Consider the following 26081-nt stretch of genomic DNA (forward strand, 5'->3'; position numbering starts at 1 on the left):
CGTTACCCTCTCTGTGCTTTCCTGCGCGCGGCGAGCCGTTCGCGCCTGCTCTGGCCGCGCAGTCTCGCCGCGCCGACGTCCGCCCCAGCCGGAGAGCCGGCGGGCGAACCGGCGGGGGAACCGGCGGGGCGGTCCAGCCGGTCGGCGAGGGCGGCGACCGTCGGATGCCGGAAGAGGTCGACCAGCTTGAGCCCGCCGTCCCCGCCGCGCTCGCGCAGCGCCGCCAGGACGGCCAGCAACCTGATCGAGTTGCCGCCCAGGTCGAAGAAGTTGTCGTGCGTGCCGACCCGCTCCAGGCCGAGCGCCTCCGCCCACACCTCCGCCAGCAGCCGCTCGGTCTCCGTGGCCGGGGCGACGTAGGGGCGGCCCAGGTCGGGGCGGGTCGGCGGCGGCTCGGGCAGCAGCGACCTGTCCACCTTGCCGGACCTGTTGACGGGCAACTCCGGCAGGAGGACGACCGAGTCGGGCACCATGTAGCCCGGCAGCCGGTCGCCGAGCCACGCCCGCAGCCGCGCGGCGGGTGGCGGCTCGCCGTCCGCCACCACGTACACCGCCAGCCGGTCACCGCGCACGGACGCCGCCGCCACCGACACCCCGGGGTGCGCCGCGAGGACGGTCTCGATCTCGCCCAGCTCCACGCGGAAGCCGCGCAGCTTGACCTGAGTGTCGACCCGGCCGAGGTAGGACAGCACCCCGTCGGCGTCGTACCTGCCGAGGTCGCCCGTCCGGTACATGCGCTCGCCCGGCGGCCCGTACGGGTCGGCGACGAAGCGCTCCGCGGTCAGCCCGGGCCGGTTGGCGTAACCCCTGGCCATCCCCGACCCCGCCAGGTAGATCTCCCCGGTCACCCCCACGGGCACGGGACTCAGCCGCTCGTCCAGCACGTACGCCCGGCCGTTGGCCACCGGGCGCCCGATCACCACGGGCCGCCCCGGCGACAGGTCGGCCGTGGTGGCGTAGACGGTGGTCTCGCTCGGCCCGTACGCGTCCACGATCCGCCGCCGCGGCGTCGCCCAGCGCTCCACCAGTTCGGCCGGGCACGCCTCGCCGCCGACGGCCAGCGTGCGCAGGTCCGGCAGCGCCGTCTCGCGGGCGTCCGGCGGGCAGGGCAGCGACATGGCGGCCGACGGCGGCAGGAAGGCGTAGGTGACGCGGGAGTCGCGCAGGCGGGCGTACAGGTCCTCGCCGAGCCGCTCGCACTCGCCCGCGACGTGCAGTTCCGCCCCCGCGACGAGGGAGAAGAACACGTCGGACACGGCCACGTCGAACCCGAACGACACGTACTGCAGCACCCGGTCGTCGCCGGTCACGGGGAACTGGTGGCGTACGGCGGTGGCCAGGTTCAGCAGGGCCCGGTGCTCGACGGCGACGCCCTTGGGGGTGCCGGTGGAGCCGGAGGTGTAGAGGATGTAGGCCGTGTTCGCGGGTTCGGGCCGCGCCGCGAGCACCGGCCCGACCGGGGGGATGGGGACGTCGCCGTCGGGGGCGGCCACGGGCACGCCGAGGTCCACGGGCTCGGTCGCGATCAGCAGCCGCACCCCCGCGTCGCCGATCATGAACGCCAGCCGGGCCGCCGGATGCCCGGGATCGAGAGGTACGTACGCGCCTCCCGCGCGCAGGACGGCGAGCGCCGCCACCACCATGTCCGCGCCTCTGGGCAGGCAGAGCCCCACGGGGATCTCCGGCCCGACGCCGGCCGCGCGCAGCCGGCCGGCCAGCCGGTCGGCGCGCTCCAGCACCTCCCGGTACGTGAGCGTGGTGGCGCCGCAGACGAGCGCCGTGGCGCCGGGACGTTCCGCGGCCCGTTCGGCCACCAGGTCGGGGACCAGGCGGGTGCCGGTGGGGGCGGCCGTGCGGTTCCACCCCTCGACGATCAGGCGGCGGTCCGCCGCGGGGAGGAGGCCGGCGGCGCTCACGGGCTGGCCGGGTTCGCCGAGCAGGGCGTCGAGCAGCGTCGCGAAGGCGCGTGCCCAGTGGCGCACGGTCTCCCGGTCGAACAGGTCGGCCCGGTAGACGAGGTGGGCGGCCAGCTCGCCGGCCTGCCGCTCGACGTTCATGAGCAGGTCGAACTTGGCGTCGTCCAGCAGCAGCTCGACGCGCTCCGCGGTGGCGCCGGGCAGGTCGAGGGCCAGCAGGGTGTCGTCGTCGTAGGCCAGCATCACCTGGACGAGCGGGTCGTGGCTCAGCTGCCTGCCGGGGGCGAGGGCGTGCACCACGGCCTCGAACGGGGCCTCGTGGTGCGGCCGGGCCGCGAGGAGGCGCTCGCGCACCTGGCCGATCAGGTCGAGGAACGCGGGGTCGTCCGACAGGTCGGCGCGTACGGCGAGCGTGTTGACCAGCAGGCCGATCATGTTCTGGACGTCCGGGTGGTCGCGGCCGGCCACAGGGACGGCGATGACCAGGTCCCGCTGGCCGCTGATCCTCGCCAGGAACGCGGCGAACGCCGCGAACATCACCATGTACGGCGTCGCGTTCCGCTCGGCGGCGACCTCGGCCAGCCGCCGGCGCGTGCCGGAGGGCAGCGGGACGCCTACGACGCCGCCCGCCGCCGACTGCACGGCGGGGCGGGGCCTGTCGGCGGGCAGGGCGAGCGTCGTGGGCGCGTCCTCGAGCGTCTCCGTCCAGAACGCGACGGAGTCGTCCATGGCGTGCAGCCGCTCCCGCTGCCAGACGGCGTAGTCGGGGTACTGCGGCGCGGGCTCGGACGGCGCGGCGTCCGCCGGTGACTCGCCGGGGGAGGCGAGCCGCCGGTAGGCGCCGGAGAGCTCCTCCAGCAGCAGCCGCAGCGACCAGCCGTCGCACACCAGGTGGTGGACGGTCAGCAGCACGAGGTGGTGCTCGCCGCCGAGGACGTACACCACGCACCGCAGCAGCGGCCCCGCCTCGACGTCGAACGGCGCGGCCGCCTCGGCCTTCATGAGCGCGTGCGCCCGCGCCGCGGGTACGTCCGGCTCGACGCGCAGCGCGGCCTTCCCCTCCTCCGCGACGACCTGGAGGTAGCCGCCGTCGTGCGGCTGGAACACCGTGCGCAGCGACTCGTGCGCGGCGACCACCGCGTCCAGGGCCGCGCGGAACGCCGCGACGTCGAAGGGCCCGCGCACGGTGAAGGCCACGGGCACGTTGTACTGGGCGGTGCCCGGGTTGAGCTGGTCGAGCACCAGCATTCTGGCCTGCGCCGGCGACACGGGGAACTCGTACGTCTCCATCACGACTCCCGGAGGATCGGCTCGATGACTGCGGCGATCTCGGCGGCGGGCCCGGGCCTGAGCAGATCGCTGTGCCCGCAGTCCAGGTCGTGGACCCGCACGTCGCGGGCGGAGCCGCTCCAGCGCTCCGCCTTGACCGCCGAGCCGACGTCGCCGGGCTGGGCGGTGGCCGAGAACAGCAGCACCGTCCCGTCGTAGGGCGGTGGCCGGTAGGTGACGGCCAGCCGCAGATGCCCGGCCACCGTCCCGGCCACCGCTGACAGGTGCTCGCCGGCCAGCCCCGACAGCGGGCCCTCGCTTCCGCGCACGGCGGCGAACACCCGCTCCCGCTCCAGCCGCCCCGGCTGCGCGTAGGGGTGCAGCGTCCGGGTGCGCAGCAGGATGGTCAGCGCCTCCTGCTCGACCTCGTCGGGGTCGGGCTCCACCCCCGGCGGCCAGGGGACCGCGTCCAGCGAGGCGACCAGCCCCACCTGCCGGCCCTCCTCCCGCAGCCGGGCGGCCATCTCGTACGCGAGCAGCCCGCCGAACGAGTGCCCGAGCAGCAGGTACGGCCCCTCCGGCCGGACCGCGAGCAGCCGCGCCAGGTAGTCGTCGGCCAGCTCCCGCATGGTGCCGGGCAGCCGCCAGGCGCCGTCACCGAGCACCGGCGACTGCAGGGCGTGCACCGGCCGGTCCTTCGGAAGGTGGGGGAGCAGCGCGGTGTACGACCAGCCGATGCCCCGGCCGGGGTGCACGCAGAACAGCGGCGCCCGCCCGCCCTCGGCCCGCAGCGTCAGCAGCGGCGACAGGTCCAGCTCGGCCGGCGCCCGATCGGAGCGCGCGTCGAGCCGGATGGCGAGTTCGGCGGGCGTGGGGGCCTCGAACAGGGCGGCGATGGAGGTGCGGACGCCGATCGCGGACTCGATCGCGGCGGTGAGCCGCATGGCCAGCAGCGAGTCCCCGCCGGAGGCGAAGAAGTCGGTGTCCGCGCCCGCCTCCGGCAGCCCGAGCACCTCGGCGAACAGGACGCACAGGTGCTTCTCGCGCGCGGAGCGCGGCTCCGCGGGGTCGTGCGGGCTCGCGGCGGGCCGGGGACCGGCGTCCTGGGAGGCGGCGAGCGGCCCGTCGAGCGGCCCGTCGAGCGGCCCCGGGAGCGGCTTCGGAGGCGGGACGGCGGGCAGGGCGGCGCGGTCGACCTTGCCGTGGGGGGTGAGCGGCAGGCGGTCGAGCGGCACGTACTGGGAGGGGAGCAGATACCTGGGCAGCCGGGCGGCGGCGTGCGCGCGCACCCGCTCCAGCGATCCGCCGGGCACCACGTACGCGACCAGCCGCCGGCCGCCTCCGGGCGCGTCGGCGGCGGCGACGACCGCGCGGGTCACGTCCGGCGAGCTCTCCAGCACCGACTCCACCTCGCCGGGCTCGATCCGGTGGCCGCGGATCTTGAGCTGGCCGTCGGCGCGGCCGGCGAACTCCAGCTCCCCGCCGAACGTCCACCGCGCGAGGTCTCCCGTCCGGTACATCCGCTCGCCGCTCGCGAACGGGTCCGCCACGAAGCGCTCCGCCGTCAGCCCGGGGCGGCCGAGGTAGCCGCGGGACAGGCCCGTCCCCGCGATGTACAGCTCACCGACGACGCCGGCCGGCGCCGGGCGCAGGCGCGCGTCCAGGACGTACACGCGCGTGTTGTCCAGCGGCCGGCCGATCGGCACCGGTCCGCTCCCTGGGCCGTCCTCCACGGGATGGGCGGTGGCGAACGTCGTCGTCTCCGTGGGGCCGTACCCGTTGACCACCCGCGCGCCGTGCCGTGCCGCCCGGCGGACCGCGTCCGGCGGCAGCACGTCGCCCCCCGCCCACACCTCGCCCACCGCGGCCAGTGCCGCGGGCGCGAGGTCGGCCACGGTGCGGAACAGCTCGGCCGTCAGCCACACCGCGTCCAGCCGGCCGTGCAGGATCGTGTCGGGATGGAGCGGGCCCGGCGGGGCGATGACGACGGTGCCGCCGTTCAGCAGCGGCGCCCACACCTCGTACGTGGCCGCGTCGAACGTGTGCGGGCTGTGCAGCAGCACCCGCCGGTGCCCGGCGAAGCGCCGGTCGGCGGCCAGTTCCGCGACGTTCTCGTGGGTGACGACGACGCCCTTGGGCGCGCCGGTGGAGCCGGAGGTGTACATGACGTAGGCGGCCGAGCCGGGGTGCGCGGGTTCCGGCGCGACACCGTCCCCGCCCCCCTCTACGGCAAGCGGGCTGGTCAGGACGGTGCGGGCGCCGCTGTCGGCGATGATCCGGTCGAGGCGGTCGCGCGGCTGCCCGGGATCCAGCGGGACGTAGCAGCCGCCCGCCTTCAGCACCGCCAGCTGGGCGACCACCAGGTCAGGCGAGCGGTCCATGAGCAGCGCGACCGGCGCCTCCCGGGCCACGTCGAGCCCGGCCGCGACCTGGCCGGAGCGGGCGTCCAGCTCGGCGTAGGTGAGGGCGAGCCCGCCGTGCTCGACGGCCACGGCGTCCGGGGTGCGGGCCGCCTGCGCCGCGAACCGCTCGGGCACCGACCCGCCCGCCCGCGCCCGCGTGGCGCCGTTCCAGGTCACGAGAAGCCGCCGCGTCTCCGCCTCGGGAAGCACGTCGCCGCTCTCCGAGCCCTCGGCCACCCGCTCGAACGCCCGGGTCAGGCGGGCCATGACGGCCTCGGCCTCGGCGCGGCCCACCAGGTCGGCGCGGTGGCCGAGCCGCAGCCACAGCCGCTCGCCGGCCACGACCGTGACGGTGAGCGGGTAGTGGGTGGCGTCGCGCACCTCGGTCAGGCGGACGCCGGAGGAGGCCAGGCCGTCGCGGGGGTAGTTCTCGAAGGCCAGCAGCGTGTCGAACAGCTCGCCGGCGCCGCGCCGCACGTCGGCGAGCCGTACGTGGTGGTAGGCCGAGAGCCGGGCCTGCTCCTCCTGCAGGCGCTCCAGCAGGAGGGGCTCGCCCGTCCTGACCCGGACCGGCAGCGTGTTGATGAACAGCCCCACCATCGACTCCACGCCCCCCAGCTCCGGCGGGCGGCCCGACACCACCGTGCCGAACACCACGTCCGAGCGCCCGGTCAGCCGCGCCAGCACCAGCCCCCACGCCGCCTGCGCCAGCGTGTTGACCGTCACACCCGACCGGCGCGCCCACCGGCGCAGAGCCTGGCTCAGCTCCGCCGTCAGCTCGGTCTCCACCCTCCCCTGCCGCAGGCTCGCCGCGCTGTCGGCCGGGCTCGCGCCGGGCCGCAGCAGGGTCGGCCCCGGCAGGCCCGCGAGCGCGTCCCGCCAGGCCCGTGCCGCGCGCTCGCCGTCCTGGGCGCGCAGCCAGGCCAGATAGTCCCGGTACGGCGGCGCGGGCGGCAGCGTGCCCGCCCCCGTGTAAAGGCCGGCCAGCTCGCTCGCCAGGATCGGCATCGACCAGCCGTCCACCAGAAGGTGGTGCAGGGTCAGCACCAGCTCCCGCCGGCGCACCAGGGTGGCGCGGACCAGCGGCGGCCGGGTCACGTCGAACGGGCGCAGCAGGTCGGCCTCCAGGATGCGCTCCAGCTCGGCGTCCGACGGCGGGTCCACCTCGGTCCACGGCAGGCGCACCCGGTGCGGGATGACCTGCACCGGCCGGTCCAGCCCTTTGTGGCGGAAGCAGGCGCGCAGGTTGGGATGGCGGCCGAGCAGGGTCTCCACGGCCGCCCGCAGCCGGGGCGGGTCCGCCGGCCCGTCGACGGCGAACCTGGCCTGGACGACGTACGCGTCGTCGCCGCCGTACAGGGCGTGGAAGAGCAGGCCCTCCTGCGCGGGGGAGAGCGGCAGCACGTCGGCCAGCGCGCGGCTCACCAGTCGCCGTCCAGGTCCGCTTCGAGCGCCTCGACCTGGCCTTGCGTCAGCTCGACCAGCGGGAAGTCCGAGCTCGTCGCGCCGCCCTCGCCCGCCTGCCCGGCCAGCTCGGCGAGCGCGCCGGACCAGAGCCCGGCCAGCTCCCCCGCGCGTTCCGCGCTGATCGCGGCGGCCGCGTAGGACCAGCTCGCCACCAGCCGGGCGCCGTCCCGGCCCGGTTGGGCGACGGCGTCCAGCTCCACCGCGTACGCCATCGGCGCCTCCGGCATGCCGGCCAGCTCGCCGTCGAACCTGCCCAGGTAGTTGAAGCGCAGGTCGGCGGCGGGCAGGGCGGCGAGCCTCGGCGCGGTGCCCCGGTTGAGGTGGCGCAGCAGCCCGTAGCCGAGCCCGCCCGACGGGACGGCGCGCAGCCGTTCCTTGACGCGCTTGAGCGCGGCGGCGGGCTCTCCCCGGGCGTCCAGCCGCACCGGGTGCTGGGTGGTGAACCAGCCGACGGTGGTGGAGACGTCGGCGTCGTCGGTGAAGGCGTCCCTGCCGTGCCCCTCGACGTCGACGAGCACCTCCGTACCGCCGCGCCAGCGCGCCACGGCGAGGGCGAGGGCGGTCAGCAGGACCTCGTCCGGCCCGCAGCGGAAGGCGGCGGGCAGGCGGGTGAGGACCTGACCGGTGAGGTCAGCGGGGAGCCGGGTGGTGAGGGTCGTGCGCGGGCCGCCGCGTCCCTTCCACCCCGGTGGCAGGAGGGTCGCGCCGCCCGCCGCCGTCTCCTCCCAGAAGGGCAGCTCCGCCACCCGCTCGGGACGTTCCGCCTCGGCGGCCAGCAGGCGCGCCCAGCGGGCGAACGACGTGCCCTGCGCAGGCCCGGCGGAGCGGGGCGAGCGCAGCAGCGCCTCCAGTTCGGGGCCGATCAGGCGCCAGGAGACGCCGTCCACGGCGAAGTGGTGCGCGGTGACGACCAGCCGGTCCGGCGCGTGCCAGACGGCGGCCAGCATCCGCCCGCTCCCGGGATCGAGCGCCGCACCCGCGTCCGGCCGGGACGCGGCGTGCGGCGGGTCCGCGCCGGGCGCGTCGCCGGCCGGCGCGGACGGGCCCGGGCCGGTGGCCACGCGGCTGAACGGGACCTCCGGCGCCTCCTCCGGAGGCAGGACCTCCAGCTCCCAGCCCGCGTCCGCGCCCCCGTCCGCGCCGGCGTCCGCGTGGCGCAGCAGGCGCGTGCGCAGCGCCGCGTGCCGGGCCGTCAGCGTGCGCAGCGCCGCCCTGATCCGCTCCTCGTCCGTCCCCGCGGGCACGGGCACGGTCAGCGACTGCGTGAACGTGCCGAGCGGGCCTCCGTGCTCGCGCCACCAGTGCATGATCGGCGTGATCGGGAACCGGCCGGAGGGGGAGTCGGCGACGGTGCGTGCGCCGGCCCGGGCGACGGCTGCCAGCGCGGCCGGGGTCCTGGCGACGAACACCTCGCGCGGCGTGAGCCCGAGCCCGTCCGCCCTGGCCCGGCTGACGAGCTGGATCGCCGTGATGCTGTCGCCGCCCATCCGGAAGAAGTCGTCCTCCGCCCCCACCTCCGGCACGCCGAGCAGCTCGGCGAAGAGGGCGCAGAGCGCCGCCTCACGGTCCGTGGCCGGTTCGCGCGACGCACGCCCGGCCCGCCCCGCCACGGGCGGAGCGGGCAGCGCGGCCCGGTCCAGCTTGCCCTGCGGCGTGAGCGGCAGCGCGTCCAGCACCACCAGGTCGCTCGGCACCATCGGCGCGGGCAGCGCCGCCACGGCCCGGGCCAGGACGTCCGCGGTGTCGCACGAGCGGCCCTCGCGCGGCACCAGATAGCCGACGAGGCGGCCGTCGCGGGGCGCGACCGCCGCCCCGGCGACGCACTCGTGCCCGGCGAGCACCGCCTCGATCTCGGCCGGCTCGATCCGGTGGCCGCGCACCTTCACCTGGTCGTCCGCCCGGCCCAGGAACTGCACCTGGCCGTCGGCACGCCGGTGGGCCAGGTCTCCGGTGCGGTACATGCGCTCACCTGGCGGGCCGTACGGGTCCGCGACGAACCGCTCGGCGGTCAGCCCGGGCCGGCCGAGATAGCCTCTCGCCACGCCGGGGCCCGCGACGTACAGCTCGCCGGGGACGCCCACGGGCACCGGCCGCAGCCGGGCGTCCAGGACGTACAGGCGGTGGCCGGCGAGAGGACGGCCGATCGGGGGGAGGCCGCCGCCGGGGGTGAGCGGGTCGCTGACGCTGGCGGCGACCGTGGCCTCCGTCGGCCCGTACGCGTTCCAGAACCGCACGCCCGCCCACGCCGACACCAGCTCCGCCGGGCACACGTCGGCGCCCGAGGCCAGCCCTCGCAGGTCGGGGTAGTCGCCGGGCGGCACGGTCGCCAGCACCGCCGGCGGGACCAGCGCGAACGTGACCCGCCGCTCCCGCAACACGCGGCCCAGGTCCGCACCGATCAGCGGACCCGCGGGCGGGACGACGAGCGTGCCGCCCGAGCCGAACGCCATGCACAGCTCGGCCACCGAGATGTCGAAGGCCGGCGAGCCCAGCTGCGGTACGCGGCTGGAGGCGTCGAGCCCGAACGCGCTCACCAGGGTGCGGGTCAGGCTCGCGACGCCCGCGTGGCCGACCACGACCCCCTTGGGGCGGCCGGTGGAGCCGGAGGTGTACATCACCCAGGCGGCGTCGTGCGCCCGGATCGCCGGCAGCGGTCCCGCGTCGCGCGGTCGGGCCGGGGGCGGCGGTCCGCCCGGCGCGGCCGCCGGTGACAGGCGCTCGATCGCCAGTTCCGGCAGCGTGCCCGGTTCGGCGACCAGCAGCCTCACGCCCGCGTCCTCGATCTGGTACGCGAGCCGTCCGAGCGGATGGTCGAGGTCGAGCGGCAGGTACGCGGCCCCCGCCCGCTGCACCGCCAGGATCGCCACCACCAGGTCCACCGAACGGCCGAGCGCCAGCGCCACCACCCGCTCGGGCCCCGCCCCGCGCTCGCGCAGCGCGCCCGCCAGGCGGTCTGCCCGCTCCAGCAGCTCCCGGTAGGTGAGCCGCTCGCCGTCCGACTCGACGGCGAGCGCGTCGGGCCTGCGCGCCGCCTGCCCGGCCACCAGTTCGGGCAGGCTCGTGAACGGCGGCTCCGAGCCGCGGCCGCCCGACGTGTCGCCCGCTCTGCCGCCCGCGCTGTCCTCGGCGGGGCACGCAGGGGCCGGCGGCAGCTCGCCGGGGGGGACCAGGGCCGCCGCCGACACCGGCGCGTCCGGGTCGGCCACCAGCGAGCCGAGCAACGTCGTGAACGCCTCCGCCCAGGCCCGGACGACCTCGGGGGCGTACAGGTCGGTGCGGACCTCCAGGCTCGCCTCGAACCCGTCGTCGGCGTCGCGCACGATGCCGATCAGGTCGTGCTCCCCGCCGGTGTGCACCCGCTCGGGGTCGGCGATCTCCCGCAGCCGGGCCACGCTGTCCTGGCGGGGCAGGTGCATGAACACCCACTGGAACAGCGGCGAGCGCCCGGCCACCCGCACGGGGTCGACCGCCCGCACGATCCTGCCCACGGGGACGTCGGCGTGCGCCGTCACCTCGGGGAAGCCGGCGGTGAAATCCGACAGCGACTGCGCGAACGTGGTGTCCTCGCCGAAGCGCCAGCGGATCGGGACGGAGTTCATGACGTAGCCGATGACGCGGTCCAGGCCCTTGGCGGACCTGTTGGCCATGGGCGTGCCCGTGATCAGGTCGCGCTCGCCGGTCATCCGGTGCGCGAACACCGCGAACGCCGTCATCAGCACGCCGTACACGGTGGCGCCCCGCTCCTTCGCGAGCGCGCGCACGGCGGCCTCGGTGTCCCGTCCGACGCGGAAGGCGATCTGCTCGACGCCGAACTCGCCGCCCGGGACGGCCGAGCCGACGGTGAGCGGCCGCGGCGGGTCCGCCAGGTAGCGCCGCCACCAGGCGAGCTGGGCGTCGAACACCCCCGCCGCCTCCAGCTCGCGCTGCCAGCCGGCGAAGTCGGCGTACTGGATCACGGGGCGGCGCGGACGCCGCCAGGACCGGTCCGAGGCGCGGTCGCGCACGGCGCGGTAGGCCTCGGTCAGCTCGCCGTGCAGCACGTCGAACGACCACCAGTCGGTCGCGATGTGGTGCAGCGCCAGCACCAGCGTGGAGCGCGTGCCGTCCACGGTGATGAACTGGCCCCTGATCAGCCGCCCGCCGTCGAGGTCGAACGTACGGCGGCTGAAGGCGTGCAGCGCCTCCCGCAGGCCCACGCCCGTGCCGCGCAGGTCAAGCCGCTCCAGCTCGAACGGCTCCGCCGGCGGGAGCTCCACCCGCAGGTCGCCCACCTCGCCCCTGATCCGCATGCGCAGGCTGTCGTGGTGGTCCTGCACGACGGTCAGCGCCGCCTCCAGGTCGGCGGGGTCCACGGGGGTGTCGAAGTGGTACGAGCAGCACAGGTTGAGCGCCGCCGTGTCCGGATAGAGCGACTCGAACACCCACAGATCCTCCTGCGCCGGGCTGAGCCGCACCGGTACGGAGGGGTCGCGCGGCGGCACGACGTCGGGGATCGCCTCCAGCCTGCCCGCCGCGACGAGCCGCCGCAGCAGCTCCACCCGGCGCTTCCCGTCGAGCGCGGCGAACCGCTCCGCGCTGCTGCCCCGTGACGCGGGTCCCGCGTGTCCCCCCGTCGATGTCACTGTCGATGTCACTGCCGACGTCACATGTCCTCCCGCAGCTCCGCGAGCCGTTCCAGCCCGGCCAGCACCTCGTTCACGCCGAGCCCGAAGTCGACGAAGCAGGCCACCTCGTCGCAGCCCAGGTCGGCCAGGTCGGCCAGGCTCTTGCGGCACGTCTCGGCGGAGCCGAGCAGGCTGCCCCAGGTCAGATAGCGCTGGAAGGCGAACTCGGCGAGCGTGCCGAGCTGCTCGTCGCTCAGCGCTGCCGCCCGGTTCCCGCCGCCCTTGTTCGCCGCGGTCTGCGCCACGTACGACCTGAGGTAGTCCTTGAGCGGGCCGCCCGCCCGTTCCCTGGCGTGCTCGTCCGTCTCGCCCACGTAGGTGTGGGCCATGAGCGTGACGGTGCCCCTGGCCGGGGAGCCGGGCTGCTCGGGGGCCCGGTCGTAGGCGTCCCGGTAGGCGCGGATCTTCCCGGCCAGCTCCTCGCGGGTCTGGCCGATGGTGGCGCCGAGGATGTTCGTCCGCGTCCGCCCGGCCGCCTCCCACGTCGCGGGGCTGCCCGAGGTCGTGGTCCACAGCGGCAGGTGATCGGAGTACGGGCGCGGCTGCGACGTCACCGTCACCGGCTGGCCCGCGCCGTCGGCGAACTCCACCGCCTCGCCCGCCCACAACCGCCGCAGCAGGGCGAGGTCGCGGAAGGCGCGCTCCCTGCGGTCCTCGTACGCGCCGGGGGCGAGCACGAAGTCCTTCGAGTGCCAGCCGGCCGCCACCGAGACGCCGGTCCGGCCGCGCGACAGGTTGTCGACGACGGCCCAGTCCTCGGCGACGCGCAGCGGGTGGTGCAGCGGGAGCACGAGGCTGCCCGCCCGCACGTGGATGCGCTCCGTGGCCACGGCCAGGGCGGCGCTGAGCAGGGCCGGGTTGGGGAAGACCTGCCCGACCTGCTGGAAGTGCCGCTCGGGGGTCCAGACGGCGGTGAAGCCGAGCCGGTCGGCGGCCTTCGTGATCGCCAGGATGTCGTCGTATTTCGTGGCGTGGCCGACGGTGCTCGCGTCGTCCGCGCCGAAGAACATCACGCTGAGGTCCATGGTGCGCTTCTCCTCAGTGGCGGGTGCGCGGGATTCTGGGCAGGCGGGGGATGGCCGGCCCCTGGGCGGCGGTCAGCCGGGTGGCCAGTTCGGCGATGGTGGGAGCGTTGAAGAGGTGGCCGGCGGTGGCGGGCAGACCCTGCGCCGCGAGGCGCGCGGCGACTCGTACGGCCTGCAGCGAGTTGCCGCCGAGCGCGAAGAATCCGTCGTCGAGCCCGATCCGCGCGACGCCGAGCACGTCTGCCCAGACCGCCGCGATCCGCCGCTCCACATCGGTACGCGGCATCCGCGCCCGCCCTCCGTCCGGCCCGGGAGCGGTTCCGGGAACCCCGTCGGTTCCTGGGGACGGGTCGGGTGCTGCTGGGGAGGTAGGGGACATGTCGGGTATGGGCGGCAGGTCGATGGCAGAGACCGGTACGCCGGGGTCGGCGGCCATGGACTCCAGCGCCCGCACCAGCGCGTCCGCCAGCCACTCCATCACCGGCTCGGCGAAGGCGTCCAGGCGGTACTCGACGGTCACGGCGATACCGGCGGGCGCTCCGTCGTCCCCGTAGTCATCCGTCACGTCGACCAGCAGCTCGAACCGGGCCGCCCCGGTCCTGACCACCTCCACCCGCGTCTCGGCGCCGGGCAGCGACAGTTCGGCCCGCACGTTGTTCTGCAACGCCAGCACCACGTCGACGAGGGGATGCCGCCCGGGGCGCCGTACCGGGCCGAGCTCCTGCACGACCCGCTCGAACGGCACCTCCTGGTGCGAGAACGCCTCCAGGTCCGTCTCCCGCACCCGCGACACCAGCTCGCCCGCGGACGGATCGCCCGACAGGTCGGTACGCAGGACGAGCAGGTTGACGAAGAAGCCGACCAGGTCTCCCACCTCGTCGCCTGACCGCCCCGCGACCGGCGCGCCGATGGGCAGGTCGGTGCCCGCGCCCGCCCGTTCGAGCACCACGGCCAGGCCCGCCTGCAGGACCATGAACAGCGTCGCACTGCGTTCCCTGCCCAGCTCGACCAGCCGCCGGTGCAGGACGGGGCCGACCCTCGTCCGCACCGTGCCCGCCGCGCCCGCCGTGCCCGCTGTCTCCGCATCCCGCGTCCGGGGCCTGCGTGGAAGGGCGAGCGGCTCGGGCAGATCCGCCAGCGTCTTCCGCCAGTAGCCGAGCTCGGCGCCGGACAGCGCGTCCACCCGCGTACGGTGCCGCACCGCGTGGTCGGCGTACCGGACCGGCAGGGGAGGGAACGCGGCGGTCCGGCCCTCCAGCCGCTCCCGGTAGGCCCGCGACAGGTCGCGCATGAACGGCGGCAGCGACCACCCGTCGGTGGCGATGTGGTGCATGACCAGCAGCAGCGCGTGCTCGTCCGGTCCCGTCGTGAACAACACGGAGTGGATCGGCAGCTCGGCGCCCAGGTCGAAGCGGTGCCTCGCCGCCGCGGCCACCCGCGCGTCCAGCTCGTCCGGCGCCACCTCGACGGCGCTGAAACCGGGTCTGGCCTGCTCCGCGGGCAGCACCCTCTGGGCAGGCTCTCCGTCATGCGCGGCGAAGACCGTGCGGAGCGGCTCGTGCCGTGCCACCACGTCCTCCAGGGCGCCGCGCAGGGCCGCCACGTCCACGGAGCCGCTGAGCCGTACCAGCATGGGCATGTTGTAGGCCACGCCCGCGTCGATCTGGTCGAGGAACCACAGGCGGCGCTGCGCGAACGACAGCGGCAGCGCGCTCCCCGGCGCCGGGGAACCGTCCGTCACGCCGTTCCCGGAGTTGCTCGCAGGGGCGCCCACCAGAGCGCCGGCGGGCGCCGGGTCGTGGCGGAGGTCCGGGACGTGAGCGGCGACCGCGGCCACCGTCGGCCCCTCGAACAGGGTTCTGACGCCCACCTCCACGCCCAGCTCGGCGTGGATCCTGCTGAGGAGCCTGGCCACCGTCAGCGAGTCGCCGCCCAGCCTGAAGAAGTCGTCGGTCACCCCCACCTCCGGCACCCCGAGGACCTCGGCGAACAGCTCGCACAACCGCCGCTCCACCTCGTCGCGCGGCCCTTCGGCGATGGCCGGCTCGTACGACGGCGCGGGCAGGGCGGCGCGGTCCAGCTTGCCGGTGGCGGTCAGCGGCAACGCCTCCAGCACCACGAACGCCGACGGCACCATGAAGGCGGGCAGCGCCGCCGCAGCGTGGGCCCGCAGCGCCTCGCCGTCCACCGCGTCCCCGGGGCGCGGCACCACGTACGCGACCAGCCGCCGCTCGCCGGGCGTGTCCTCCCTGGCCACCACGCTCACCCGGGCGGCGGCGGGGTGGGCGGCCAGCACGGAGGCCACCTCGTCCGGCTCGACGCGGAACCCGCGGATCTTGACCTGCTCGTCGGCCCGCCCCACGTACTCCAGCGTTCCCGCGCGGCGCCGTACCAGGTCGCCCGTGCGGTACATGCGCTCGCCCGGCGCGCCGAACGGGTCGGCCACGAACCGCTCGGCGCTCGCCGACGGCCGTCCCAGGTAGCCCAGGGCCAGCCCCTCACCGGCCGCGTACAGCTCGCCGACCTCCCCGTCCGCCACCGGCCGCAGCCGCGCGTCCAGGACGTGCACCCGCTTGCCCCGCAGCGGCGTGCCGATGGGCACGGGCCCGCCGCCGGGGGTGATCGGGTGCGTGGTCATGAAGATCATGCCTTCGACCGGCCCGTAGCCGTTGCTCACCCGCAGGCCGGGATGGCGTTCGAGAGCGCGCCCGACGTGCGCGGGCGACGGCGCCTCGCCGCCGACGATCAGGTGCCGCACGCCGGCGAGCGCGCCGGGGTACTCGTCCACGATCACGTTGAACAGGCTGCTCGACAGGTACATGCAGGTGACCTGGTGTTCGGCGGCCAGCCGGGCCATCACCATCGGATCCGGCCGCTGCCCCGGGTGCAGCACGCAGGTGCCGCCGGACAGCAGCGGCCCCCACAGCTCCAGGGCGAACGCGTCCCACGACACCGGCGAGCACTGCAGCCACACCGCGTCGAACGGCGCGTAGTCCTGGCCCGTCACCGTGGCCACGATCGCCCGGTGCGGGGCGGCGACGCCCTTGGGCCTGCCGGTGGAGCCCGAGGTGTACATGACGCAGGCGACGCCGTCGTGGCGGGCGTCGTACGGCAGGGGTTCGAGCCCGGAGGGGGTGAGGACGGCGGCGGCGCCCGCGTCGGCCACCACGGCGCGCAGCCGTTCCTCGGGGAAGTCCGGGTCGAGCACCAGGTATCCGGCGCCGGCCTTCAGCACGGCCAGCAGCGCGACGACGAACTCGGGGCCGCGTTCCATGCGCACCCCGACCAGGCGTCCGGGCCGCACACCAGGGCCTTCCGCAGCCCGGGCCCCGAGCCGCGCGGCGAGCTCCGAGGCGCGCGCGTCCAGCTCGGCGTAGGTCAGCCGCTCGCCCGCGCCGATGAGCGCCGTCCTGCCGGGGGTCCGCGCCGCCTGCCGCGCGAAGACCTCGTGCACACCGCCGGGAGATCCGTTCGGCACGCCCATCGTCACGACCGGGTGAGGCTCGCCGGGCGCATGTCCGTCCAGTGCGTCTCGATGTAGGACAGGCACGCGGCCCGCGGGCTCTCCTCCAGCGCCACCCGCCAGCCCGCGGGCACGCCGATGCCGGCCGGCCAGAGCGAGTGCTGGTTCTCGTCGTTCACCAGCACCAGGTAGGAGCCGTTCTCGTCCTCGAAGGGGTTGGTGGTCATGGTCAGCCTCCCGCGGGTTGCTGCTCGAGGTCGGGGGTCAGGACGTCGATGTGGCGTACGGCGCGGCGGGCCAGCCCCCACAGGGCGGCGCCGGCGCCGAGCAGGCCGGCGATGAACAACATCGCCGCCATGCCGCTGCCCGGCCCGGTCCCGACGAGGGGCCGCAGCAGCCCGGCCAGGCCGGTCCCGGCCGCGGCCTGCGGTTCGAAGACCTGGTCGGCGAGCGGGCCGGAGAAGGCCATCGCGACCGGCGAGGAGATCTGCGAGACGAACATGACGGCGCCGAACACCCGCCCCTGCCGGTCCTTCGGCACCTTGGTCTGGATGATCGACTGCATCGAGCCGTTGACGATCGGCATGATCATCGCGCCGACGAGCATGGTCGCGGTCCAGGCGACGACGCCGTGCACCACGGCCGTCGCGATCTGCGCGCTCACGCACATGCCGACGACGCCGAGCATCATGCCGAGCGCCCGGTTCTTCGGGCCGCCCCATGCGGCCAGCAGCAGGCCGCCCGCGATGCCGCCGGCGCCGATGCCGGCGTTCACGCTGGCCAGCGCGGAGACGTCGCTGCCGGTCCTGGCCAGGATCATCGGCTGCACCACGGCGAACCCGAAGACCATCACCAGGTTGACCGTGAAGAACACCAGGATGAGCCCGCGCAGGCTGGGCTGGGCGAACAGGTAGCGCAGCCCTTCCAGCGAGTCGGCGCCGAGGCGCTTGCGCGTCCCGGCCTCGCCGGGCCGGTCGCCGTCCATGCGCACCAGGCGTACGGTGAGCAGCGCGACGGCGAAGCTCAGCAGGTCGATCCAGAGCACCACGCCGAGGCCGCCGGTCACCACCAGCAGCCCGGCCAGCGCGGGCCCGCCCACGTCGGCGACGCTCTTGGCGGTGGCGAGCAGGCCGTTGGCCCGCTGCAGCTGCTCCTTGCCGACCAGCAGCGGCACGGCCGACGACAGGGCGGGAAACTGGAAGGCGGCGGCGGCGCCGAGCAGCGCGACGGTGACGTAGACCTGCCACAGGTGCAGGTCTCCGAGGAAATAGACGGCCGTCATGGCGGCGACGGCGACGAGCCCGCCGAGGTCGGCCAGCTGCAGGGCGGTGCGCTTGCGGAAGCGGTCGACGATGGCGCCCGCGGTGGGGCTCAGCAACATCTGGGGCAGCAGCGCGCAGAGCGACAGCGCCACCACCTGGGTGACCTGGTGGTCGACCGTCCATGCCTGGATGACCAGGGAGAAGCGGAGAACGGAATTCCCGATGAGGGTGACGACCTGGCCACTCCAAACCAGGCTGAATCTACCCATTCCAGAGAATCGCTGGATAAATCGGTTCTGTTGCGACGGTTGTTTGGACGATGGAGGTTCACCCATGTGTGCCCGAGGCCCTTCTGATGAAAGGAACCCTGAGGTGGCCTACCGTTCACAGCCGCCTCATGTGTACCTTCACACACCGTTATGGGCGGAGCAATACGCTCTTTGTGGTTTTGTAATTACGTCCTGTCAAAGGTCGAGGTCAGCCGCGCGGAGCGCTTCGGCGGCGACCGCATGGCGCATCTCGCGGATGCCGTCGCGGCCCCGCACCGGATGCACGGAGTTCGTCAGCAGCACCACGGTCAGCCGGCGACCGGGATCGACGACGAGCGAGGTCCCGGTGAAGCCCGAATGCCCGTACGCGCCGTCCAGCGGTCCCACGATGGCCGGATCGCCGAGCCGCACCCCCAGCCCGTGGCGGAAGGGGGCGCCCTCGGCACCCTGGTCGCGTGTCATCTCCGCCACGCTCTCCCGGCTCAGCATCGGGCCGCCGCCGCGCCGCAGCGCCTCGCCGAAGGCGAGCACGTCCCCGGCCGTCGCGAACAGCCCCGCGTGCCCCGCCACACCGCCCAGCGCGTAGGCGGTCTCGTCGTGCACCTCGCCCCGCACGCAACCGGGCCCGGGGCGCTCCGCCTTCCACTCGGTCGCGGCCACCCGCGCCGGCGACGCGGGCCGGTAGCCGGTGCCGGCCAGGCCGAGCACCTCGGTGATGCGGGCGCGGACCAGCGCGTCCAGCGGCGCGCCGCCGGCCAGCTCCGCGATCCGGCCCGCCACGACCATGCCGACGTCGCTGTAGAGGTAGGGCCCGCCGACCGGATGGACGATCGGCGTCTCCAGCATCGCGGCCATCCGCGCGGCGGCGTCCGCGCCGGGCAGTTCCAGGTCGATGCGGCGGGTCGGCGGCAGGCCCGCCGTGTGGGTGAGCAGGTGGCGCAGGGTGATCCGCCCGTCGCGCACGGGGATCCGGCGCGCCACGGGCTCGTCCAGGTCCAGCCGGCCCTCCTCGGCCAGCGAGAGCAGCACGACCGTGGTGAACAGCTTGCTGATCGAGGCCAGGTCGAAGATCGAGTCGCGGAGCGCCGGCGGGCGTTCCCCGGCCGGCGTCCCGTCCGCGTCCGCGTACCGTACGAGCTCGCCGGCCGCCGAGGCGGCGGCCACGGACCCGTTCACGGCGATCAGCGCGACCGCCGCCGAGCACACGCGCGACACCCCGTCCGCCAGGATCGTGTCCAGCCGGTCGTTCATCCCCGTCCCCTCATCCCCGTCGCGGTCCTGCCCGCGGTCCTGTCGCGGCCCTGTCGTGGTGTGGTGGCCTCAGCCGCTCAGCCGCTCAGCCGCTCAGCCGCTCAGCCGCTCAGCCGCTCAGCCGCTCAGCGCGTCGCTGAGACGCTCGCCGTGCGACTCCAGCAGCGCGCGGGCCGCCTCGGCGTCGAGCCCGTGCTGGATCATCAGCACCGCGATCTTCGCCTGGCCGCCGGCCGCGTCCAGCGCCGCCACGGCCGTCTCCTGGTCGGCTCCGGTGATGTCCCTGACCATGCGCAGCGCCCGCCCGGCGAGCTTGTTGTTCATCGCCGACATCTCGATCATCTCGTTGCCGTACGTGCGGCCGAGCCTGACCATGGAGATCGTGGAGATCATGTTCAGCACGAGCTTCTGCGCCGTCCCGGCCTTGAGGCGGGTCGAGCCGGTCACCACTTCAGGCCCCACGACCACCTCGATCGTGTGTTCGGCGGCGGCCGACAGCGGCGCGTCCGCGTTGCACGACAGGGCGGCGGTGAGCGCGCCGCGGCCGGCCGCCTCCGCCAGCGCGCCCAGCACGAAAGGGGCCCGGCCGCTGGCGGAGACGCCCAGCACCGAGTCCAGCGGCCCCGCCTCCAGGGCCTTGATCGCGGCGGCCCCGGCCTCCGCGTCGTCCTCCGCACCCTCGACGGACCGGGTCAGCGCCTCGGGCCCACCGGCGATGATCCCCTGCACCAGCGAAGGGTCGGTGCCGAACGTGGGCGGGCACTCGCTGGCGTCGAGCACCGCCAGCCGTCCCGACGTTCCCGCGCCGACGTACAGCAGCCGGCCGCCCTCGGCCATCCGCGCCGCGATGGCGTCGATGGCGGCCGAGATGGCCGGGATGGCCGCCGCCACGGCGGCGGGCACGGCCGTGTCGGCCTGGTTCATCAGTCGGGCGATCTCCTCGGTGGGCAGCCGGTCGATCTGGCTGTAGCGGGGGTCGCTCTGCTCGGTGGACAGCTCGGGTAGCGGATCAATCATGACGCTAATTTCCACCCTTTACTTCTCTCTTGTAAATATCTTTCAGACAATGGGTTCATGACGCACGTACGCACCGGAGCAGAACGGCTGGCCACGACCCCCTCGCTCGCAGGGGGAACCCGCCTCGGCCTGATCACGAACCCCACCGGAATCCTCCCCGACCTGACCCCCACCCCCGACGCGCTCATGGCCGCCGGCGCCCGCCTCACCGCCATGTTCGGACCCGAGCACGGCATGCGCGGCACCGCTCAGGCGGCCGGCAGCGAGGGCGACACGGTGGACGAGAGGACCGGGCTGCCGGTGTACGACACCCACAAGCTCTCGGGCGAGGCGCTGGACCGCGTCGTCGCCGCCTCCGGAGTGGACACCCTGGTCTTCGACATCGCCGACGTCGGCGCCCGCTTCTACACCTACGTCTGGACCATGTACGACCTCATGGAGTCCGCCGCCCGGCTGGGCCTGCGGTTCGTGGTGCTGGACCGGCCCAACCCGCTCGGCGGCACCGTGGAGGAGGGCCCGCTGCTCGACCCGGCGTTCGCCAGCTTCGTGGGGCGGTTCCCGCTGCCCGTGCGGCACGGCAGGACCGTGGGGGAGCTGGCCGTGCTGTTCGGGTTCGACCTGGACCTGCACGTGATCGAGATGGAGGGCTGGCGGCGCGACATGGCGTACGCCGAGACCGGGCTGCCCTGGGTGATGCCGTCGGTCAACATGCCGACCGTGGACACCGCGCTCGTCTACCCGGGCACCGGCCTGTTCGAGGGCACCGACTTGTCCGAGGGGCGCGGCACCACCAGGCCGTTCGAGCTGGTCGGGGCGCCGTACGTCGACGAGCGGTTCGCCCCCGCGCTGGCCGGGCTCGGCCTGCCGGGCGTGCGCTTCCGCGAGACGTGGTTCACGCCGACGTTCCACAAGCACGCCGGCACGCCCGTCCGCGGGGTCCAGCTCCACGTGCACGACCGCCACGCGTTCCGGCCGGTGCTGACGGGCCTGTCGATGTTGCACGTGGCCCGCACCCTCTACCCCGACGACCTGCGCTGGTGGGGCCCCGACCTGTTCATGGACCACCTGTGGGGCTCCGACGCGCTGACCCGCACCATGGACGCCGGCGGGGACCCCCGCGAGCTGTGCCCGCCCCCGGCGCACCCCGACGGCCCGCTGCTCTACGGCGGCTCCGCGGAGGGCTGAACGCGCGCCTGCGGGGGCCGTGTCCAACGGCCCCCGGCGGGTGTCAGGTTGTGCAGGGACGCGGGCCATCACGCCAGATCGCGCCGGTAGAGCCAGAAGACGCGTTCCGCCCGCGCGCCGACGGCACGCGAGTAGAACCGCAACGGCCCGACCCACCCGATCTGGGCGTCGGCCTGCCCGGCGGCCCGCTGGTCGGCCAGGCACCTGCGCAGCAGCACCCGGCCGAGGCCCAGGCCGCGCGCGTCCGGCGCGGTGCCCGTGGGCCCGAACCAGGCAGGCCGCGCGCCCCAGGCGGCGAACCCCAGGACGCGCCCGTCACGCTCGCCGTAGTGCACCCCGGCCGCCTGCGCGGCCTCCCAGGCCCAGGAGTCGTTGAAGTGCTCGCGGACGAACGCCGTGACCCGCCCGCGGTCGTCGCCGGCCGCGTGCACGGTCACGCCGTGCCGGGCCAGCCGTTCGAGGTCGTCCTCCACGGACAGGTCCACGCTCAGGTCGGCCGTCATGTTCCAGACGACGGAGTAGCGCTCGTATCCGAGGCGCTCGGCGAGACAGGCGGCGGCGGTGTAGCGCACGTCGATGCCCGGCCAGGCGTAGCACGGCGTGTTGCCGGCGAAGCGCACCTGCCGGACGCCCTGCCCGGCCAGCCACTCCTCGGCCGCCCGCACCAGCGCCCGCCCGCGCCCGTGGCCCTGCGCCGACGGGTGCACGGCCAGCAGGTCGATGTGCCCGGCCGGGCCCTCGGCGTCGTCGGTGTCCTTGGTGGACGTCGACGCCATCACGACCCCGCCGTCCGTGGTCAGCGCCGTCCACTTCCGCCCGGCAGGGGGCCGCGACAGATGGCCGATCAGGGCCGCGGCCTCCGCGATGTCCAGCCTCAGCGCCGCGGTGGCGACCTCGGACGCCTCGGCGAGCCCGTCGGCCGATCCCGTGGACCCCGGTGTCGCCCACGGGGCGGCCCGCACGATGTGGGCCATCACACCTCGCTCATCGGGCGGGCGATCATGCTGCGGCGCTCGGGGAAGAAGCACGCGTGCTCCTGCGGGACGCCCTCGGTCAGCTGCAGCAGCGGCCGCTCGTCCTCGCACCGCTCGCCGCGGAACGGACAGCGGCGCGCGAACAGGCAGCCCTCGTCGGCCTGGCTCTCGTCCAGCGACTCCAGCGGCTCCACCGGCTGCTCGCCCGGCCGCTCCAGGCCGTGCAGCACCGGGATGGCCGACAGCAGCGACTGCGTGTACGGGTGCACCGGGTCGGCGATGATCGTGTCCACCGGGCCGCGCTCGACGACCTGGCCGCGGTAGATGACGTACAGCTCGCCGTCGCCGCCGATGTAGCGGGCGGTTGCCACGTCGTGCGTGATGAACAGCACGCTCACGCCCAGCCGCTCGCGCAGGTCCTTCAGCAGCGCCAGAATGCCCAGCCGCAGCGACACGTCGATCATCGAGACGGCCTCGTCCGCGACGAGCATCTCGGGATCGACGGTCAGCGCCCGGGCGATGACGACGCGCTGCCGCATCCCGCCGGACAGCTGGTGGGGGTAGCGCGACAACACCGAGCCCGGATCGAGCCCCACCAGCGACAGCACCTCGGCCGCCCGCTCCTCCATCCACGTCCTGGACCGCCCGGTCTGCCTGGCCCGCAGGCTGAGCGGCGCGTGCAGCGTCTGGTGGACCGTCCTGGTCGGGTTGAGCGCGGAGTAGGGGTCCTGGTGGATCATCTGGATCTTGCGGAAGTGCGGCTGGCGCTGCTTGGGCTTGAGCGGCGACATCGGCACGTCGCCGATCACGACGTCACCCGCGTCGTACGTCTCCAGCCCCGCGATGATGCGCCCCAGCGTCGTCTTGCCGCACCCGGACTCGCCGATGAACGAGGCGGCGCCGCCCTTCGGGATCGCGAAGTCGACGCCGCGCAGCGCCTGCACCTCGCGGGCGCCGAGCACCTTGCCGCGCTGCTTGAACGTCTTGACGATGCCGGTCCCGGTGATCATGCGTGCTCCTTCACGGTCACGGCGTGGCAGGCCACCGTCCTCGGCCCGCCGGCCCCGTCGCCGGTACGGGCCTCGGGGTCCATGGTGTCGCACACGTCCATGCGCAGCGGGCAGCGCTCCCTGAACACGCAGCCCTCGGCCGGCACCGTGGCCAGCGTCGGCGGCCGTCCCGGCAGCGCCTGGGCCTCGTCGATGTCGCCGACGAGCCGGGGAATGGCCTTGATCAAACCCCTGGTGTAGGGGTGCCGCGGCGCGCCCAGCACCTCCCTGGTCGGGCCCTGCTCGACGAGCCGGCCGCCGTACATGACGGCCAGCCGGTCGGCGACCTCGGCCACCACGCCGATGTCGTGCGTGATGACGAGCGTCGTCAGGCCGCGCTCCGCGTGCACCTCACGGACGATCTTCAGGATGTTCGCCTGGGTGATCATGTCGAGCGCGGTCGTCGGCTCGTCGAGCACGACCAGGTGCGCGTTGAGCACCAGCGCGAGCATGATGCCGACCCGCTGGCGCATGCCGCCGGACAGCTCGTGCTGGTGCGAGTCGAGCACCCTGGCGCCGTCCAGGCCCATCCGGCCGAGCAGCTCCTTGGCCTCGCGCACCAGAGCGCGCAGGTCGTCCACGCCGTGCGAGCGGCCCAGGTCGAGCAGCTGCTTGCCGACGGTCTTGAGCGGGTTGAGCGAGTTCTGGGCGGCCTGGAAGACGTAGCCGATGTGCTTGCCGCGCGCCTTGCGCAGCTGCTCGTTCCGCAGGCCCACCACGTCGCCGAGCCCGTCGATCTCGACGCTGCCCGCCGAGATCCGGCCCGGCGGCTGCACCGCGTTCAGCAGCGACAGCGCGAGCGTGGACTTGCCCGAGCCGGACTCGCCGACGATGCCGGTGATGGTGCCGGGCTCCAGCGTCAGGTCCACGTTCCTGACCGCGGGCAGCTCGCCCGCGGGCGTCTTGTAGACGACCGTGAGGCCGTCGATGCGCACTCCCGGCGCAGTCTTCGTCACGGTCACTCCTCGCGCAGCCGGGGGTTGAAGATCTCGTCCATGGCGTCGACCACGAGCACGATGGCCAGCGTCAGCAGCAGGATCGCCAGCAGCGGCCCCAGCAGGAAGCCGAGCGCGCTCGGCACGGTCAGCGCCCCCGAGCGGAACACGGCCGTGTTGAGCATCTGGCCCCAGTTGTTCGACTCGTACGGCAGCACGCCCAGGAAGAAGAGCCCGACCTGCGAGTAGACGCCGCCGGTGATGGCGATGAGCATGTTCATCGCGATGTACGGGGCCATGCTCGGCAGCAGTTCCTTGCCCACGATGTGCGTGGTGGACAGCCCGAGCCCGCGCGCCGCCTCGATGAAGCCGCGCTCGCGCAGCGACAGGGTCTGCGCCCGCACGGCCCGCGCCACGCCGCCCCAGCTGAGCAGCCCCAGCACGAGGCCCATCTGCACGGCGCTGTTGAACTTCCACACCGTCGACAGCACCAGCAGCAGCGGCAGGCCGGGGATGGTCAGCTTCATGTCGGTGAGCCGCATGAGCACGGTGTCCCAGCGGCCCCGCTTGAAGCCGGAGAACAGCCCGATGGCGGTGCCCAGCACGACCGTGATGACGGCGGTGACGAGGGCGGCCAGCAGGACGTACCGGGAGCCGGTGACCACCAGGGCGATCACGTCCCTGCCCTGGTCGTCGGTGCCGAGCCAGTGCTCCCAGCTCGGCGGCCTGGTGAGCATGGCGGGGTCGCGGGGCAGCGGGTCGGGGTAGAACAGCGGCCCGAACAGGCCCATGAACACGAACCCGGCCATCAGCACGACGCCCACCAGGCGGCTGGGCTTGCGCTTCATGACGCGCCACACGCCCGTCCAGAAGTTGCGCCGCATGGCGGCGCTCGTCGACGTGCTCTCCAGCAGCACACTCATGCGCCGGCCTCCTCACCGCTGCGGACCCGCGGGTCGATCACGCTGTAGAACAGGTCCGCGATGATGTTGGCCACGATGATGGCCGCCGTGATCAGCAGGAACGCCCCGCTCATCAGCGCGTAGTCGCGCATGGTGATGCTGTCGAGGAGCAGCAGGCCGAGCCCCGGATAGTTGAAGATCCGCTCGATGAACACCGCGCCGCCGAGCAGCAGCCCCAGCGACAGCGCGAGGATCGTGAACAGCGGCAGGATCGCGTTGCGCGCGATGTACCTGAAGATGATCGAGCGCTTCATCCCGCGCAGCTCGGCGGCCAGGATGAAGTCGTCGCCCAGCACGGTCACCACGCTCGACTTCATCGCCAGGATCCACCCGCCGTACGCGGCCAGCGCGTACGTGACCACCGGCAGCACCGCGTGCTCGACCAGCGAGCCGATGTAGCCGGCGTTGAACCCGGGCTCGAAGAGGATGTCCACCGGGCCGTCGGCCGGCAGGATCGGGATGAGCGTCGCGAAGATCGCGCTGAGCAGCAGGCCCAGCACGTACTGCGGCACCCCGTGCAGCAGCGACCCGGAGACGGCCAGGACGTCGCCGAGCTTGCCCGTGCGCTTGATGGCCGCGTAGACGCCCAGGATGATGCCGACGAGGAAGCTCAGCAGCGTGCCCGCCAGCACCGGGAGCACGGTCCACTTGGCCGCCTCGCCGAGCACCTGGGTGACCGGGGCGCCCGCGTGGGTCACGGACTGGCCCAGATCGAAGGTGAGCAGGCCCGCCATGTAGTCGGTGTACTGCTCCCAGAGCGAGCCCGTGGGCTGGAATCCGTACAACACGCGGGTCGCCTGCTCGGCCGCCTCGGGCGCCATGCCCTGCTCGATCAGCTTCTGCACGTTCGCGGCGACCGGGTCACCGGGAATGCTCCTGACGATGAAGAAACTGATCGTGGCGACGACCAGGATCATGACGATCCCGCGGGCCAGATGGCCCGCGAGTCGGCGTGCGATGACCGTCATAGG

General features: G+C 74.5%; 15 protein-coding genes. 1 reads left to right on the forward strand and 14 read right to left on the reverse strand.

All coding sequences use genetic code 11. The features are described 5' to 3' along the window. Window positions 1-2 precede the first annotated feature (2 nt). The 9 genes from ACZ6SA_RS12570 to murQ all read right to left on the reverse strand — a co-directional run bounded on the left by ACZ6SA_RS12570 (window position 3) and on the right by murQ (window position 20005). Window positions 3-3206, reverse strand: a complete 3204-nt coding sequence (locus ACZ6SA_RS12570) for a non-ribosomal peptide synthetase (RefSeq protein WP_465827913.1) — start codon at window positions 3204-3206, stop codon at window positions 3-5. Beyond that, window positions 3206-7012 carry an amino acid adenylation domain-containing protein gene (locus ACZ6SA_RS12575; protein WP_465827915.1) on the reverse strand — a complete coding sequence of 1269 codons (3807 nt, stop codon included), beginning with the start codon at window positions 7010-7012 and terminating at the stop codon, window positions 3206-3208. The genes ACZ6SA_RS12570 and ACZ6SA_RS12575 overlap by 1 nt, the downstream gene beginning before the upstream one ends. Then, the gene (locus ACZ6SA_RS12580) at window positions 7009-11688 is read right to left on the reverse strand and encodes an amino acid adenylation domain-containing protein (RefSeq protein ID WP_465827916.1); all 4680 of its coding nucleotides are present in this window, start codon (window positions 11686-11688) and stop codon (window positions 7009-7011) included. The genes ACZ6SA_RS12575 and ACZ6SA_RS12580 overlap by 4 nt, the downstream gene beginning before the upstream one ends. 8 nt (window positions 11689-11696) lie before the next feature. Next, window positions 11697-12743, reverse strand: coding sequence for a MupA/Atu3671 family FMN-dependent luciferase-like monooxygenase (locus ACZ6SA_RS12585; protein WP_465827917.1), 1047 nt, complete (start codon window positions 12741-12743; stop codon window positions 11697-11699). A 13-nt stretch (window positions 12744-12756) separates the two neighbouring features. After that, the gene (locus ACZ6SA_RS12590; protein ID WP_465827919.1) at window positions 12757-16221 is read right to left on the reverse strand and encodes a condensation domain-containing protein; all 3465 of its coding nucleotides are present in this window, start codon (window positions 16219-16221) and stop codon (window positions 12757-12759) included. A gap of 8 nt (window positions 16222-16229) precedes the next feature. Continuing rightward, window positions 16230-16433 (reverse strand): MbtH family protein, encoded by a 204-nt coding sequence (locus tag ACZ6SA_RS12595; protein ID WP_347643010.1) that lies wholly within the window; start codon window positions 16431-16433, stop codon window positions 16230-16232. Between the two features lie 2 nt (window positions 16434-16435). Then, a complete protein-coding gene (locus tag ACZ6SA_RS12600; protein ID WP_347643011.1) occupies window positions 16436-17737 on the reverse strand; it encodes an MFS transporter in 1302 nt (433 codons plus the stop codon). A gap of 195 nt (window positions 17738-17932) precedes the next feature. Further along, window positions 17933-18988: a serine hydrolase domain-containing protein gene (locus ACZ6SA_RS12605; protein WP_465827921.1), complete on the reverse strand. Its 1056-nt coding sequence runs from the start codon at window positions 18986-18988 to the stop codon at window positions 17933-17935. A 117-nt stretch (window positions 18989-19105) separates the two neighbouring features. Further along, window positions 19106-20005 (reverse strand): N-acetylmuramic acid 6-phosphate etherase, encoded by a 900-nt coding sequence (gene murQ / locus ACZ6SA_RS12610; protein ID WP_465827923.1) that lies wholly within the window; start codon window positions 20003-20005, stop codon window positions 19106-19108. A 57-nt stretch (window positions 20006-20062) separates the two neighbouring features. Here murQ and ACZ6SA_RS12615 point away from each other — a divergent pair, with 57 nt between their 5' ends. After that, on the forward strand, window positions 20063-21190 hold the full coding sequence (locus ACZ6SA_RS12615; RefSeq protein WP_347643014.1) for an exo-beta-N-acetylmuramidase NamZ family protein: 1128 nt from the start codon (window positions 20063-20065) through the stop codon (window positions 21188-21190). A gap of 68 nt (window positions 21191-21258) precedes the next feature. Here ACZ6SA_RS12615 and ACZ6SA_RS12620 read toward each other — a convergent pair whose 3' ends face one another. The 5 genes from ACZ6SA_RS12620 to ACZ6SA_RS12640 are packed head-to-tail and all read right to left on the reverse strand — an operon-like array spanning window position 21259 to window position 26078. After that, complete coding sequence (locus ACZ6SA_RS12620) at window positions 21259-22164, reverse strand: GNAT family N-acetyltransferase (protein ID WP_347643015.1); 906 nt, start codon at window positions 22162-22164, stop codon at window positions 21259-21261. Next, window positions 22164-23174, reverse strand: a complete 1011-nt coding sequence (locus tag ACZ6SA_RS12625) for an ABC transporter ATP-binding protein (protein ID WP_465827925.1) — start codon at window positions 23172-23174, stop codon at window positions 22164-22166. The genes ACZ6SA_RS12620 and ACZ6SA_RS12625 overlap by 1 nt, the downstream gene beginning before the upstream one ends. Next, a complete protein-coding gene (locus tag ACZ6SA_RS12630) occupies window positions 23171-24169 on the reverse strand; it encodes an ABC transporter ATP-binding protein (protein ID WP_347643017.1) in 999 nt (332 codons plus the stop codon). The genes ACZ6SA_RS12625 and ACZ6SA_RS12630 overlap by 4 nt, the downstream gene beginning before the upstream one ends. Before the next feature lie 2 nt (window positions 24170-24171). Then, a complete protein-coding gene (locus ACZ6SA_RS12635; protein ID WP_347643018.1) occupies window positions 24172-25071 on the reverse strand; it encodes an ABC transporter permease in 900 nt (299 codons plus the stop codon). After that, complete coding sequence (locus ACZ6SA_RS12640; protein ID WP_347643019.1) at window positions 25068-26078, reverse strand: ABC transporter permease; 1011 nt, start codon at window positions 26076-26078, stop codon at window positions 25068-25070. The genes ACZ6SA_RS12635 and ACZ6SA_RS12640 overlap by 4 nt, the downstream gene beginning before the upstream one ends. Window positions 26079-26081 lie beyond the last annotated feature (3 nt).

It is taken from the genome of Nonomuraea sp. NPDC049378 (genome assembly GCF_055586745.1).

Bases quoted from the DNA above. Each gene is read 5' to 3' on its own strand.
- ACZ6SA_RS12600 (WP_347643011.1), bottom strand. From the start codon at position 17,737: ATGGGTAGATTCAGCCTGGTTTGGAGTGGCCAGGTCGTCACCCTCATC.
- ACZ6SA_RS12635 (WP_347643018.1), bottom strand. From the start codon at position 25,071: ATGAGTGTGCTGCTGGAGAGCACGTCGACGAGCGCCGCCATGCGGCGC.
- ACZ6SA_RS12595 (WP_347643010.1), bottom strand. From the start codon at position 16,433: ATGACCACCAACCCCTTCGAGGACGAGAACGGCTCCTACCTGGTGCTG.
- ACZ6SA_RS12570 (WP_465827913.1), bottom strand. From the start codon at position 3,206: ATGGAGACGTACGAGTTCCCCGTGTCGCCGGCGCAGGCCAGAATGCTG.
- ACZ6SA_RS12605 (WP_465827921.1), bottom strand. From the start codon at position 18,988: ATGAACGACCGGCTGGACACGATCCTGGCGGACGGGGTGTCGCGCGTG.
- ACZ6SA_RS12585 (WP_465827917.1), bottom strand. From the start codon at position 12,743: ATGGACCTCAGCGTGATGTTCTTCGGCGCGGACGACGCGAGCACCGTC.
- ACZ6SA_RS12625 (WP_465827925.1), bottom strand. From the start codon at position 23,174: ATGATCACCGGGACCGGCATCGTCAAGACGTTCAAGCAGCGCGGCAAG.
- murQ (WP_465827923.1), bottom strand. From the start codon at position 20,005: ATGATTGATCCGCTACCCGAGCTGTCCACCGAGCAGAGCGACCCCCGC.
- ACZ6SA_RS12615 (WP_347643014.1), top strand. From the start codon at position 20,063: ATGACGCACGTACGCACCGGAGCAGAACGGCTGGCCACGACCCCCTCG.
- ACZ6SA_RS12640 (WP_347643019.1), bottom strand. From the start codon at position 26,078: ATGACGGTCATCGCACGCCGACTCGCGGGCCATCTGGCCCGCGGGATC.
- ACZ6SA_RS12620 (WP_347643015.1), bottom strand. From the start codon at position 22,164: ATGGCCCACATCGTGCGGGCCGCCCCGTGGGCGACACCGGGGTCCACG.